At 50.2% G+C, this 13,696-nt stretch carries 12 protein-coding genes; 2 read left to right on the plus strand and 10 right to left on the minus strand.

The features are described 5' to 3' along the window. Positions 1–26: 26 nt before the first annotated feature. The 6 genes from pstA to moeA all read right to left on the minus strand — a co-directional run bounded on the left by pstA (position 27) and on the right by moeA (position 6,635). Positions 27–872 carry a phosphate ABC transporter permease PstA gene (pstA, locus tag KU854_RS15760; RefSeq protein ID WP_218359404.1) on the minus strand — a complete coding sequence of 282 codons (846 nt, stop codon included), beginning with the start codon at positions 870–872 and terminating at the stop codon, positions 27–29. Between the two features lie 6 nt (positions 873–878). Further along, positions 879–1,790, minus strand: coding sequence for a phosphate ABC transporter permease subunit PstC (pstC, locus tag KU854_RS15765; protein ID WP_218359405.1), 912 nt, complete (start codon positions 1,788–1,790; stop codon positions 879–881). Between the two features lie 82 nt (positions 1,791–1,872). Then, positions 1,873–2,694: a phosphate ABC transporter substrate-binding protein gene (locus KU854_RS15770; RefSeq protein ID WP_218359406.1), complete on the minus strand. Its 822-nt coding sequence runs from the start codon at positions 2,692–2,694 to the stop codon at positions 1,873–1,875. Positions 2,695–2,882: 188 nt separating this feature from the next. Then, entirely contained in the window at positions 2,883–4,502 is a 1,620-nt protein-coding gene (locus KU854_RS15775; RefSeq protein ID WP_218359407.1) for a putative bifunctional diguanylate cyclase/phosphodiesterase, read from the minus strand. 139 nt (positions 4,503–4,641) lie between these two features. Further along, on the minus strand, positions 4,642–5,391 hold the full coding sequence (gene moeB, locus KU854_RS15780) for a molybdopterin-synthase adenylyltransferase MoeB (protein ID WP_218359408.1): 750 nt from the start codon (positions 5,389–5,391) through the stop codon (positions 4,642–4,644). 8 nt (positions 5,392–5,399) lie between these two features. Continuing rightward, the gene (gene moeA, locus KU854_RS15785) at positions 5,400–6,635 is read right to left on the minus strand and encodes a molybdopterin molybdotransferase MoeA (protein WP_218359417.1); all 1,236 of its coding nucleotides are present in this window, start codon (positions 6,633–6,635) and stop codon (positions 5,400–5,402) included. 384 nt (positions 6,636–7,019) lie between these two features. Between moeA and folE the strand changes: the two genes are divergently transcribed. After that, entirely contained in the window at positions 7,020–7,673 is a 654-nt protein-coding gene (gene folE, locus KU854_RS15790; protein WP_218359409.1) for a GTP cyclohydrolase I FolE, read from the plus strand. A 66-nt stretch (positions 7,674–7,739) separates the two neighbouring features. On the opposite strand, the gene KU854_RS15795 is transcribed toward folE, so the two are convergent. From KU854_RS15795 to KU854_RS15810, 4 genes are all read right to left on the minus strand, one after another. Next, positions 7,740–8,933 (minus strand): amino acid aminotransferase, encoded by a 1,194-nt coding sequence (locus KU854_RS15795; RefSeq protein ID WP_218359410.1) that lies wholly within the window; start codon positions 8,931–8,933, stop codon positions 7,740–7,742. 310 nt (positions 8,934–9,243) lie between these two features. Beyond that, positions 9,244–9,492, minus strand: coding sequence for a hypothetical protein (locus KU854_RS15800; RefSeq protein WP_054778257.1), 249 nt, complete (start codon positions 9,490–9,492; stop codon positions 9,244–9,246). Between the two features lie 157 nt (positions 9,493–9,649). Beyond that, entirely contained in the window at positions 9,650–11,050 is a 1,401-nt protein-coding gene (gene asnS, locus KU854_RS15805) for an asparagine--tRNA ligase (protein WP_218359418.1), read from the minus strand. Positions 11,051–11,294: 244 nt separating this feature from the next. Beyond that, positions 11,295–12,899 (minus strand): methyl-accepting chemotaxis protein, encoded by a 1,605-nt coding sequence (locus KU854_RS15810; RefSeq protein ID WP_218359411.1) that lies wholly within the window; start codon positions 12,897–12,899, stop codon positions 11,295–11,297. A 249-nt stretch (positions 12,900–13,148) separates the two neighbouring features. Here KU854_RS15810 and queD point away from each other — a divergent pair, with 249 nt between their 5' ends. Then, the gene (gene queD / locus KU854_RS15815) at positions 13,149–13,511 is read left to right on the plus strand and encodes a 6-carboxytetrahydropterin synthase QueD (protein WP_054778258.1); all 363 of its coding nucleotides are present in this window, start codon (positions 13,149–13,151) and stop codon (positions 13,509–13,511) included. Positions 13,512–13,696: the final 185 nt, after the last annotated feature.

The following is a 13,696-nucleotide window of genomic DNA, read 5'->3' on the forward strand; positions in this document are numbered from 1 at the left end:
AGTAGTCATATTCGTTTCTCCCGGGCTCAGTAGATCGCTTTGCTAAATTTGCTGGCAATCAGTTTGGTCAGCATGTTGATACACAGTACGACGACGATCAGTACTGTCGCGGTGGCATACGCCTGGTTCCATTCGTGAATGGTGTAGAGCTCCTGGGTCAGTTTGTAGAGGTGTACGGTCAGGGTGCGGCCAGAATCCAGCACACTTTCCGGAATGCGGGCAACCATACCAGCTGTCAAAAATACAGGGGCTGATTCACCGATAACGCGGCCAACACTCAGGATGATAGAGGTCACGATACCTGGCATGGCACTTGGCAAAATCAGCTTCCAGATGGTGTAAATCTTCGATGCGCCAAGGCCGTATGAGCCTTCACGGTAAGTTTGTGGTACCGCCATCAGCGCTTCTTCGGTGGTACGGATAATCACAGGCAAAATCAGGATACTCAGCGTCAGTGCGCCAGAAAGAATCGAGAAGCCCAGACCCAGTACAGCTACGAAGAAGGTCATACCGAACAGACCGAAGATGATGGACGGGATACCCGCCAGAGATTCGGTACAGAAACGGATGACTTTCACCAAACGGCTGCCGACTTTGGCGTATTCGGTCAGGTAAATCGCCGTCATGATGCCGATAGGAGCGGCAATAGAGATGGACGCGATAACCATGTAGATGGTCGATACGATCATCGGCCAGATACCAGATTCTTCGCCAATGCGGGTGTAGTCGCTGGTGACGAATGACCAGTTAACGTATTGCAGGCCGTTGCTCAGGATGTACCAGATAATCCAGAACAGGAAACCGACGGTCATTGCGGCGGCAAACCATACTGTTGCCAGCGAGATTTTGTCTTTCATTTGACGTGATAGCATGGTCAATTACCTCGCTTTTTCGCGGTTCAGGTACAGCAGAGCTGCGTTGAGGATCATGATAAATACCAGCAGCACGATGCCGGTTGCGTACAGCGCACTGGCGTGTACACCTGATGCGTAAGACATTTCCAATGCGATGTTGGCGGTCAGTGTACGGGCTGATTCCAGGATGCCTTCTGGCATTGCCGGGGCATTACCCATCACCATGATGATGGCCATGGTTTCACCCAGTGCACGGGCGATACCCAGAATGACGCCTGTCATGATGCCGGAGCGTGCCGCTGGAACCAGCAGTTTGAATGTGGTGAACATTTGCGATGCGCCCAGTGCCAGAGAGCCTTCTTTGTAGGCTTTAGGAACGGCACGCAGTGAAGTTTCAGATACCGCGATAACGGTTGGCAGGATCATGACTGCCAGAACAATGATACCGGCGAGCAGCGTGTTACCGGCAGGAACGTTAAACACTTCCTGAATCATTGGCACGATAATCACCAGGCCAAAGAAGCCGTAAACCACAGAAGGGATACCCGCCAGCAGTTCAACAGCAGGGCGGATAATGTTCGCCAGCCATTTCGGTGCGATTTCAGCGATGAAAACGGCGGTCAGTACAGCTACCGGCACACCGATAGCGACGGCACCAATGGTAGAAGCCAGTGATGCAACAATCATCGGGGCGATACCGTAAAGCGCTGGTGGCAACCACTCAGATCCGGTAACAATGCCCATCACTCCAGCTTCCTGAATAGCAGGCATGCCTTCGACGAAAATGAAGTAGCCGATAGTGGCCAGAGATAAAACGCCGATAATGGCGGCAGTTAAGAATAGATTGCGGAAGAAAATTTCTCGCCAGTCGCGTTTTTTACCACGACCTAGGTTGCCACTTGGCATCGTGATTGTTTGTTCGGTTGCGATGGTCATAGTCGGTGCTCCATTGCGTCAGTAATTGACTGCAGGAATATCCTCAAAAGCGGCCCGGCGAAATGTGCCGGGCCAAGGGGAATTACTTAACTGGCACGTAGCCTTGGCTTGATACGATTTTCTGGCCTTCTGCAGAGACTACCCAGTTCAGGAAGTCATTTGCCGCTGCGGAAGGTTTGCCATCTTGGTTCATCACCAGGAATGGACGTGCAACTTGATAGTCACCGGCTGCTACAGCTTCTGCTGTTGGCGCAACGCCGTTCACTTTCAGTGCTTTCAGTGATTCATCGATAGAACCGAGAGAGATGTAGCCGATTGCAAATGGGTTGTTTGCAACGATGGTTTTCACCACGCCGTTACCGTTGCCCACTTGTGCGCGTTGGGAGATAGCGGAAACCGTTTTGCCGTTCACTTTACGCTTCAGACCCATGATGTCTTCGAATGCGCCGCGGGTGCCTGATGCGGTGTCACGGGTAACGACCACGACAGGTTTATTTTCGCCGCCCACTTGCGACCAGTTGCTGACTTCACCGCGGTAGATTTTTGCGATTTGCTCAACAGTCAGGTCCTGCAGGGTGTTCGCGTTGTTAACCACAACCGCGATGCCGTCACGGGCGATGACTGTTTCTTTCAGAGAAGGCTCTTTTTCAGACTCTTTCAGTTCACGAGAAGCCATACCGAACATTGAGGTGCCGTTTTTGGCTGCTTTTACACCGGCAGATGAGCCTGTGCCCTGAACTTCAATGAAGGTATTGCTGTTTTTGTTTTGATAGGTCTCTGCCAGCACTTCCATGACTTCTGTTACAGAGGTTGAGCCTGAAATGGTGATGGTTTCCTGAGCGGTTGCAGTTGTAGCTACCAGAGCGCCAGCGACACACAGCGCAGAAAAAACTTTAGATTTCATATTTATATCCTTAAACGTTGCCTTTCTCGAAGGAGTTCTTTGCGTCAACGGAGGCAACTTTAGGGAAGTTATATGACAACTATGTTTCACTAACTTGAAGCATTAATGACGAGATGAAATATCTGATCAGAAGTGTATGTATGCTTTTTAATCAGATGGTTGGAAATTAGTCTGACAGGTGGAGGTGGTTAATTCTGGCTGGCGACTTTGCCGATTGATAGCTGTGTTTCAGACAGCCAGGCGTCGGTCTGGGCAAGGTTCATGGGGCGGCCGTACCAGTAGCCCTGTATTTTGTCACAGCCAATAGAGATCAGATACTTACCCAGTGCCTCGGTTTCAACGCCTTCTGCAACCACACGGCAATCCAGACTGTGCGCGAGGAAAATCGTCGAACGGACAATCGCTTCGTGGTTGCTGCTGTAAAGAAGGTCGGTCACGAAACTGCGGTCAATTTTGATCTCATCGATAGGCATATTGCTGAGAATAGACAGTGAGGAAAAACCGGTGCCGAAGTCATCGATACTAAGTGAAACACCGAGTTTCTTGATTTTCTCCAACACAACCCGCGCTTTATCTGGATTCTGCATCATGCTGGTTTCCGTCACTTCCAATGTTAGCTGTCCGGGATTCACTGAATAGCGGCTGAGTAAAATTGCAAGAAAAGGTTCCAGCGAGTCATCTTCAATGTCCCTAACGGAAAGATTTACCTGAACACTGGGCGTCAGGGATTGCTGTCGCCAAACGGCCAGTTGTGCCACTGTGGTTTCCAGCACCCAATGGGTGATTTGTTTAATGGCGTTAGTGCGCTCGGCGATAGGAATGAATTCGTCTGGACTGACACTGTAGCCATCGCCCAGCGGCCAACGGATCAGTGCTTCAAAGGTGGTTTGGTGCGGGTTGTGGACGTTCAAAACTGGCTGGAAGAACAGCTCAAAATCCATCGATGCAACGGCGGCATGCAACATGGCTGCAAGCTCGGTCTGATCATAGAAATTACTCGATGCTGTGGGCTCGTAAACAGCATAAGGGGCTTGAATTCGCTTGGCGTTGTACATCGAAATTTCTGAGCGTTTCAGGATCTCTTCTGCGTTAGATCCGTGTTCCGGATACAGTGCAACACCCGCTGTGTTGGTCAGATTTACATCATGGTCGTTGATCGTTAAAGGATGGTCGAGATAGCTTTGGATACTCTCAATGTAGCGCCCAATGCTGATGGACTCCGGGTCATTCAAAATCAAAGTGAAACGGTTACCACTGGAGCGGGAGATAAAAACATCATCGCCGACAAATTCTTTCAGCCGAGATGAGAATTGCGCCAAAAGCTGATCGCCTTTCTGGTGGCTGAATACTTCATTGATATTGTTGAAATTATTGATGTCTACGGTGATGAGCGCGAAGCGTTGCTGCGAGAGTTCATAATCAATGATCTGCTGGGCGATGGTGTGGAGCAAGAAACGGCGGTTTGGTAAACCCGTCAAGGGGTCATGGGATTCATTGTGGCGGTTCTGGAACTCTGCAAATGCCACCCGCTCCATACTCTGGGAGATCACACCAAAGATCATGACGCAGAAGACGCCGCCACCAAAAAAGACCATGGCAACAATAAAATCGATGGTAGTCGCTTCAGGCTTTCTGCTGAGAAATGCAGCGAAAATGACATACCCCAGCACAAACCCTAGCATAACGGGGATGAAGCTGAGGGTGGAATGACGTCTGTCCCGACGGAAGAGTGCAATGGAAGACTTAAGCGCAGAGATCAGCGCGAGCATGCCGAGAATAACGATGACTATCGATATTGTTTTTAGCATTGCTAGCTCTCACCACCCGCATGACAAACTTTACATACAGGGTTGCGTGAAGAGGTTAGCAACCCAGCCTGTATTTAAGATTAGTCTAAATTCCAGATTTTTGAGAAATGTGTCACCTAATTGAGTTGAACTGAGAGTATTAGCGTCGGCAAATTTTACAGTTCGAGCTTTTAGGCAAACCAAAATGTCGCCACTCACTGCTCATGGCATCGTAAAGCATCACTTTGCCACTGGGAATGGCAGCAAAGTGGGTAATAACCTTAATTGCTTCCAGTGCCTGGGTTGCCCCAATAATGCCAACCACAGGTGAAAGGATACCTGCTTCCACGCAGCTAAGTGCCTGTTCGCCAAAAAGGGCGCTCAGGCATTCGTAGCAAGGTTCGTTATCTGCATAGGTAAACACTGCCACCTGACCTTCCAGACGAATGGCTGCACCACTGACCAGCGGGGTTTTCAGCGCAAAGCAAAGGCGGTTTAGCTGGTTTCTGGTGGCAACGTTGTCGGTACAATCCAGTACGATATGGTGTTGTTCCACCAATGCTTGTAGCTCGACGTCGTTCAGGCGGGTGGCAATGGCCGTGATCTCGGTATGCGGGTTGAGTCTTTCCAGCGCTTTTTGCGCAGAGTGGACCTTCATTTCCCCCACAGTGGCATCGCAGTGCAGCACCTGACGCTGCAGGTTGGATAACTCCACTTTATCATCGTCAACCAAGGTCAACTGGCCAATGCCCGCCGCAACCAAATATTGGGCTGCTGCACAGCCCAGACCACCTGCACCAATCATCAGCACGCGGCTTTGTTTCAGCGCTTCCTGGCCGTCAAAATCAAACTGGCGGAGGATGATTTGGCGGTTGTACCGCAGCTCTTCTTGGGGAGAAAGAATGTCCACAGCTTTCCTTAGTTCAATACAGCGTTGAATGGCTCAATCGTCACGGTTTCGCCCGGCTCAATATGACCGCGATCCTGCTCTAACACGGCGAAACAGTTGGCGACCGACAGGGAGCTGAATGCGCCTGAACCCTGGTTTCCGGTTGTCGCTACCAGTAGTTCGCCGTTTTCGTCCACGCGGTAAACAGCGCGTTGGTAGTCAGCGCGTCCCGGTGCTTTCTTAAAGCGGGTCTCAGCTTTTGCTTTCAGTGTAATGGCCGGTTTCCACTGGGTGTAACCCGCCAGTTTTGCCAATAAAGGCTGAACCAATACGTGCAGTGTGACCAGCACAGAAACAGGGTTGCCCGGCAGGCCACAGAACAGCGCATTTTTCACCGTACCGAACGCGAAAGGTTTACCCGGCTTGATGGCGATTTTCCAGAAACCGACTTCACCTTCCTGATCGAGAATATCTTTGGTGTAGTCTGCTTCACCCACACTGACACCGCCAGAAGTCACAATCACATCGGCTTCGTCTGCAGCTTTCAGGAAAGTTTCGCGCAGTTTCTCCGGGCAATCCGGCACCACACCAAGGTCAATGGCTTCGCATTGCATTTTTTCCAGCATGGCGCGGATGGTGTAGCGGTTGCTGTCGTAGATTTCACCTTTACCAAGCGGTTCGCCAACCTGGCGCAGTTCATCGCCGGTAGAGAAAAACGCGACACGCGGTTTGCGCATCACTTCCACGGTACCAATGCCAAGGGTTGCCAGCAAAGGTACTTCACGCGGTGTCAGCAGGGTGCCTTTTGGAATAACCACGTCGCCTTGTTTAACGTCGTCGCCGACAGGGCGAATGTTTTGCTGTGGGGTAGCGTCGGCGGTGAAGGTGATGTTGTCACCCTCGACAACCGTTTGCTCCTGCATAATGACGGCATCTGCACCTGGCGGCACTTCAGCGCCGGTCATGATGCGGATACAGGTACCCTGTGGCCATTCACCTTCAAAAGGAATGCCTGCAAAGGACTTACCGGCCAGCTTGAGTGTTTTGCTGTTCGCCAGATCTGCAAGGCGCAGTGCGTAACCATCCATCGCTGAGTTGGCGAAAGGTGGCACGTTGATTGGCGAGCAGATGTCGCTGGCGGTAATGCGGTTTTGGGCATCAACCAGCGCAACCGATTCGATTTGTGTAATCGGTGTTGTACTTTCAAGCAAAATAGAAATGGCGTCAGAGACAGGCATCAATCCAGGAGTGTCGCAGCAACCCATAAGTAAACTCTCAGTTGTGTTGAGCGGAATGTGCTCAATACGAAGAAGAAAGCGATTATTATCGCAAACTTTCATTTTACACACCACTTTAGGTCATTGGCTTTTCAAGCAAGTGATAGCCACGAACTGCTCACAATCTGATATTTAAAAGTCGAATTTCTCATATGATGGTGATTTGCTCTCATGCCGCGCATTTCTTCGACGGTGTGAGGAGGGAAGCGGTTGAATTGACTATGCCCACACGCAAATCAAGGTGTAAATTTTCGAGTATTAACGTTATGCTTCAAAAATCTGACAACCATTGATCTTTGTCTTTAATAGGCGAGTATTAAGTTAAGTTGCAATATCAATACGATCCGAATCAGTACGATCCGAGGAAAAACTATGACAACACTAAGTGATTCTGCAAAACGAGTTCGTGACGCGCTGGTAGCGCGCGGCATTGAGACTCCAATGCAGTCCGGTTCGTCGTTGAGCGCCGAAGAGAAAAAAGAAAAGATCGAATACCACATGCGCGAAATCCTGTCGGTGATCGATTTGGACCTGGAAGATGATAGCCTGATGGAAACGCCGGCACGCATTGCAAAAATGTATGTGGAAGAAGTGTTTTCGGGCTTGGATTATTCCAACTTCCCAAAAATCACCGTTATCGACAACAAGATGGGTTGCGATGAAATGGTTAGGGTGAAAGACATCACCTTAACCAGCACCTGTGAGCATCATCTGGTGACCATCGACGGTAAATGTACAGTGGCGTACTTGCCGAAAAACAAGATTATCGGCTTGTCGAAGATTAACCGTATCGTACGCTTCTTTGCGCAGCGCCCGCAGGTTCAGGAACGCCTGACCCGCCAGATCCTCGTTGCTCTGCAAACCCTGCTGGAAACAGACAACGTTGCAGTACATATGAATGCCACCCACTACTGTGTGAAAGCGCGTGGCGTGATGGATGCAACCAGTGCGACCACCACAACCGCACTGGGTGGGATTTTCAAATCCAACGCGGCAACACGTGCGGAGTTCCTGCACGGTATCTGATTAAAATCCCAGACAAACAAAAAGCGCCCCGAGAGGCGCTTTTTTCATGCTTGTTATTCTGAATGATTATTTCAGAACTGCCGCGATTGCTTTACACAGTGGGCCCATGTTTGAACGGGTCATACCGGCAACGCTGATACGGCCAGAGCCAACAATGTACACACCGAACTCATCTTTCAGGCGGGTCACTTGGTCTTTGGTTAAGCCAGAGAAAGAGAACATACCGTTTTGACGTTCAATGAAGCTGAAGTCGCGGTCAACGCCTTCTTCTTTCAAGGTCGCAACAAACAGCTCACGCATTTCCTGGATACGCACACGCATGTCAGCCACTTCTTTTTCCCACTCTGCACGCAGCGCTGCATCATTCAGGATTTGGGTCACAACCGCAGCACCGTGTGCCGGTGGGTTGGAGTAGATAACACGGGCAATGCTCTTCACCTGGCTGAATGCAGTTGCTGCTTCTGCCGCTGATTTACCCACCAGATTGAATGCACCAACACGTTCGTTGTACAGGCCGAAGTTTTTCGAGAATGAGCTAGCAACCATCAGTTCCTGGCAAAGCTCAGCAAAGATACGCAGACCAGCTGCATCTTCTTCCACGCCTTTTGCAAAACCTTGGTATGCGAAGTCAAACAGTGGCAAAAGGCCTTTTTCAACACACAGATCAGCCAGCTGACGCCATTGCTCTGCATCTGGGTCGATACCGGTTGGGTTGTGGCAGCAGCCGTGCAGCAGGACGATATCACCCGCGTTTGCGGTTTGCAGATCAGCAACCATGGATGCGAAATCCATGTCTTTGGTTTCTGCGTTGTAGTAGGTGTAAGACGCAACTTCCAGACCCGCAGCAGCGAATACGCCGTTGTGGTTTGCCCACGTTGGGTTACTTACCCATACTTTTACGTCGCCAAGCTGGCGCTTGATAAATTCCGCCGCCAGACGCAGTGCACCGGTACCGCCAGGTGCCTGTGCAGTTTGCGCGCGCTTGTCAGCGATCAGGGTCGCTTCGTTACCAAACAGCAGTTTTTGTACTGCAAGGCCGTATTCCGGTGTGCCAGGAATAGACAGGTAAGATTTGGTTTTTTCGTTTTCAAGCAGCGATGCTTCCGCTTTTTTAACGGTAGCAAGAACAGGGGTGTTTCCGGATTCATCCTTGTAAATACCTACACCGAGGTTGATTTTCTCAGCACGCGGATCGGCTTTGAACTCTTCGGTCAGGCCCAGAATCGGGTCGGCAGGAGCCGCTAAAATTTTTTCAAACATCTTCGTTCATCCATGGCGTTGTTAAAAGACACTATCGCTGTTTATACCATTTTGAATCGTTGTAATAAAACGGAAATTCAACCTTATTGCTTGGTTAAAACACTGTGGTAGGGAAGGTAGAGGATTTGTTGTCCGGGATGGGATAAAAAGCAGCAAGGGCGGTAGGAGAATTGTGCGACTCAGGTTTTCTGCGAAGAGATAAATGATGAATTATTCTGCCCTAGAAGCTTTTGGAAACAGGTCACTTCCTGACGGAAATTAAAAACAATTCAGGCCGCGACTGCAGCCTGAGATTCTAAAACGCTATCGGTTACTTATGGTGTTTGTGTACCCACTCATTCAGGTGTTTAACAATGGCGTTCACGGCATGCTCCTGGGTGGGTTTTTCCCCGTGTTCAACTTCCAGTTTGCCTTCTTGGATGGGCGTTTCACCTGTCATGTCTTCGGCAATGTGCAGCCAGTCGGGATGCCAGTAATAAGGCTGGTTACCCAAAGTCCAGTGATGGACGCCGTTGCTTTCTCCGCGATAGTTAAGATCGCCAGCGGAATATTTGCTCATAATTGTTCTCTCAGTGTTTGTTCCAATCCCAATTTAACAAATAGTTGCAAGCAGGGGATGGCCGCAAACTGAGAATTTAGTGCAAACGATGATTGCAATTTCCCGGGCGAAAAAAACCTCCGGCAATGCGGAGGTTTTTTGATAACTGTTTGTGCGCTTAGAAGTTTGCGCTGCGTGGTGTACGTGGGAATGGGATAACGTCACGAACGTTGCCCATACCGGTTACGTAAGATACCAGACGCTCGAAGCCCAGACCGAAACCAGCGTGTGGCACAGTACCGTAGCGACGCAGATCGCGGTACCAGTCCATGTGCTCTGGGTCGATACCGATTTCGCGCATGCGCTCATCCAGGATGTCCAGACGCTCTTCACGCTGTGAACCACCGATGATTTCACCGATGCCCGGTGCCAGAACGTCCATCGCTGCAACGGTCTTGCCGTCATCGTTAAGGCGCATGTAGAACGCTTTGATGTCTTTCGGGTAGTTCTTCACGATAACTGGCGCTTTGAAGTGTTGCTCAGCCAGGTAGCGCTCGTGCTCAGAAGACATGTCGATACCCCATTCAACTGGGAATTCGAACTCTTTGCCAGAATCCAGCAGGATTTGGATCGCGTCGGTGTAATCAACCTGCGCGAAGTCAGAAGTCACGAACTGCTCCAGACGGGTAATCGCTTCTTTGTCGATACGTTGAGCGAAGAATTCCATGTCATCACGGCGCTCTTCCAGAACCGCTTTGAACACGTACTTCAGCATGTCTTCTGCCAGCTTCGCAACGTCATCCAGTTCAGCAAATGCCACTTCTGGCTCAACCATCCAGAATTCCGCCAGGTGGCGGCTGGTGTTTGAGTTTTCTGCACGGAAAGTAGGGCCGAAGGTGTAAACCTTGCTGATCGCACATGCATACGCTTCTGCGTTCAGCTGACCAGAAACGGTCAGGAAGGTTTCTTTACCGAAGAAATCTTCGTTGTAGTCCACAGTGCCTTTGTCAGTGCGTGGCAGGTTTTCCATGTCCAGCGTTGATACGCGGAACATTTCGCCTGCACCTTCTGCGTCAGACGCAGTGATCAGCGGTGCTGAAACCCAGAAGTAACCATTTTCGTGGTAGAAACGGTGAATTGCCTGAGCCAGACAGTTACGAACACGTGCTACCGCACCGATAACGTTGGTACGTGGACGCAGGTGAGCAACTTCACGCAGGTACTCGATAGAGTGACGGGTTTTTGCCATTGGGTAGGTGTCTGCATCTTCAACCCAACCAACCACTTTCACGTTGGTTGCTTGCAGTTCGTATGCCTGACCTTGTCCTGGGCTCTCTACCACTTTACCGGTAACTTCTACAGAACAGCCTGTGGTCAAACGAAGCACTTCTTCCTTGTAATTATTCAGCTCATTAGGAACAACTGCCTGGATTGGATCAAAACAAGAGCCGTCATAAATGGCGAGGAAAGAAATACCGGCTTTGGAATCGCGACGAGTGCGGATCCAACCACGAACAGTGACTTCGGTGTCTACTGCCGCTTTGCCGTGCAGGACGTCTGCTACAGGCGCATAGTTCATAATTTGCATCTAACTCCGTTGAAGATACCCGGCGACGCTGTGTCACCGGTAGAGGACAATTCTCACTTGAACTGGCAAGTTTACCCGCATCGCAGAACTACCTCAAGATGCAGAAATAGCAAGGATTGCGAGGCTGTGCGGTTTAGTGATGGATTGGTGAAAGAATAAGCGAGAAAATCCCCGGCGCTGGCTGTTTTTGCCTGTGCCGGGGGTAGGATTTAAACGGAAAGTGCCGTCAGGGCGATCACGCCAGTTTGAAACGGCCGATCATATGTTCCAGTTGATCCGAAAGTTGTTGCAATTCGGTACTGATTTCCTGTGTCTGGTTGGCATTGGTTGCGGTATCGTCGGCGTGGGACTGGATGCGCATTACCTGATCGCGCAGGGCATCCGCCATTTTTGCCTGTTCCACCGAATCTTTGCTGATCTCTTCTGCATTACTGTTCACGGTGAGGATCTCTTCAGCCATTTGCGCCAGTGAGCGTGAAAGCTGCATCACCGTTTCTGCGCGTTTTGTGGTGCTTTCACAGGTGGCGTCTATGGCATTGGCCGACTTGCTGGCATCAGCGGTGAGTTGCTCAATAATGCTTTGAATGTCACCCGTGGCATCATGAGTACGGCTGGCAAGGTTGCGCACTTCATCTGCAACCACCGCGAAGCCACGGCCTTGTTCGCCAGCGCGTGCTGCCTCAATGGCGGCATTAAGCGCCAGCAGGTTGGTTTGTTCTGCAATGGCGCGAATGACCTCCAAAATGCTGTTCACTTCCAGGCTCTGTTGGTTAACCGCCAGAATCTGATGCCTGACCTGTTCAATTTCTTGCACCAGTTGCTGGATTTCCTCCGCGGCCACGTTGGCATCATTGCGCCCTTGCTGGGCACTGTTTGCGAGCGACTTACTCAATTCTGCCGCTTCAGTGGTTTTTTCCTCAACGATATGCTGGTGGTGCTGCACATCGTCGATCGACGAAGACATTTCTTGAGTTTCGCGGCGCTGATTTTCGACCAGCTTATTGGTTTCGCTGGAGACATTGGTGAGGATCTTTGCCTCATCCACCAAGGTTTTCGCGGTGTCCCGCACCTGGTGGAGGCTGCCGGAGAAACCATCGAGAAGTGCATTGCAACTATCTGCCAACTGGCCAATTTCGTCCTGCTGGGACAGGGTAATGCGCTCGCTCAGGTTCTTGTCATTGCTGCAAGTGCGCATAAACAGTGAAATGCGTTTGAGAGGGGACACCAGCGCGTTGCGGATAAAGCCGAACGTCAGGGCGAAACCAGCAAGGGTAATGGCTGTCATGATGGCGGCGGTAACCAGCATTTTGTTGTTGATGGTTTCGTAGAGTGCTGAAAGGTTGTATTCAAGACGCACCACGCCCAACACGGTGTCTTCCGGCACCACATGGCATTGAAGACAGTTGGTGCCACGGTAGCTGGAGCTGGCTTTCATAGGCAGTGCGACGACAATCCCGGGGCCATAATCACGGGTGACATTCTCGATGATGGTTTCCCCGCCCACAGCACGTTGGTCGATACTGTCGGCAATTGCCTGTTCCGGGTTGCCGGGGCCGAAAATTGATGTGATGCCATCTGCGCGGATAACCCGGGCATCTTCAATGCCATTTTGTTCCAACACTTTCTGACGCAGCGCTTCTTTTTGGTGAATGGTGCCGGTCAGCATCATCATATTGAGGCTGTCGAAGTAGTTGCTGGCTTTGTCCAGAGTCTGTTCCCCGACAATGTCGGTGACCAGCGTTTTTTGCTGGTTGTTTTGATAAACCAGCGACACAGCAAGAACAACAGAAAATATGAAGAAAAGTACAATAAGAATTTTTGCCGCAATGGGTAGACGCATTGTTTCAGACCACGAACTGTCGTTATTTTTATCAAGAGTTTAGCGGCAATTTTGTAAATGGGTGATTTCATTAATGTTGTTGTGTGATTGTTGCAGCACAATTATGTAAACACTTGTCGCAAATATAATGTAACGCGGTTTATTCGCGCACGTTTAAATGCCTGTTGGTGGGCTATCGAGAATTGAGCTCAAGGCGATTATTCAGTAGCATGCCGCCCGACGTTATATTCCCAAACAGGAAAGGAAAGTATGCAAACCGAGTTGTTCAAAGAATTCATGTTTGAAGCGGCACACCGTCTGCCTCATGTGCCGGAAGGCCACAAGTGCGGCCGACTGCATGGCCACTCTTTCCTGGTTCGTTTGTACGTGACAGGCGAAGTGGATCAATACACTGGCTGGGTGATTGATTTTTCCGAAATTAAAGCGGCGTTCAAACCTATTTACGACCGCCTTGACCATTACTACCTCAACGACATCGAAGGCTTGGAAAACCCGACCAGTGAAGTGTTGGCAAAATGGATTTGGGATCAGCTTAAACCTAGCCTGCCATGTCTGAGCAAAGTAATGATCAAAGAAACCTGTACAGCGGGTTGTATCTATAGCGGTGAATAATAGGGCGTAAGCGGCTTACTAGGGCGATTAATTGCTCACTGCGAAAAAAAGGGCCTGTTGGCTAATGCCAGTCAGTTAAGCTGACTGGCTTTCTTTTTATTGGGGTATTTCTTTGCCTTAGGCTTCACGGCTCTCGGGTATATTCGCTCTTCTCGCTTAATGGGCAACACATGATGTATCGCCTC

The sequence above is a fragment of the Enterovibrio paralichthyis genome, assembly GCF_019209835.1.
GTDB lineage: Bacteria > Pseudomonadota > Gammaproteobacteria > Enterobacterales > Vibrionaceae > Enterovibrio > Enterovibrio paralichthyis.

Coding starts and splice junctions, on each gene's coding strand:
- pstC (WP_218359405.1), bottom strand. CDS start 1,790: ATGACCATCGCAACCGAACAAACAATCACGATGCCAAGTGGCAACCTA.
- pstA (WP_218359404.1), bottom strand. CDS start 872: ATGCTATCACGTCAAATGAAAGACAAAATCTCGCTGGCAACAGTATGG.
- asnS (WP_218359418.1), bottom strand. CDS start 11,050: ATGAACTATGCGCCTGTAGCAGACGTCCTGCACGGCAAAGCGGCAGTA.
- KU854_RS15810 (WP_218359411.1), bottom strand. CDS start 12,899: ATGCGTCTACCCATTGCGGCAAAAATTCTTATTGTACTTTTCTTCATA.
- KU854_RS15770 (WP_218359406.1), bottom strand. CDS start 2,694: ATGAAATCTAAAGTTTTTTCTGCGCTGTGTGTCGCTGGCGCTCTGGTA.
- moeA (WP_218359417.1), bottom strand. CDS start 6,635: ATGGGTTGCTGCGACACTCCTGGATTGATGCCTGTCTCTGACGCCATT.
- folE (WP_218359409.1), top strand. CDS start 7,020: ATGACAACACTAAGTGATTCTGCAAAACGAGTTCGTGACGCGCTGGTA.
- KU854_RS15795 (WP_218359410.1), bottom strand. CDS start 8,933: ATGTTTGAAAAAATTTTAGCGGCTCCTGCCGACCCGATTCTGGGCCTG.
- KU854_RS15775 (WP_218359407.1), bottom strand. CDS start 4,502: ATGCTAAAAACAATATCGATAGTCATCGTTATTCTCGGCATGCTCGCG.
- KU854_RS15800 (WP_054778257.1), bottom strand. CDS start 9,492: ATGAGCAAATATTCCGCTGGCGATCTTAACTATCGCGGAGAAAGCAAC.
- queD (WP_054778258.1), top strand. CDS start 13,149: ATGCAAACCGAGTTGTTCAAAGAATTCATGTTTGAAGCGGCACACCGT.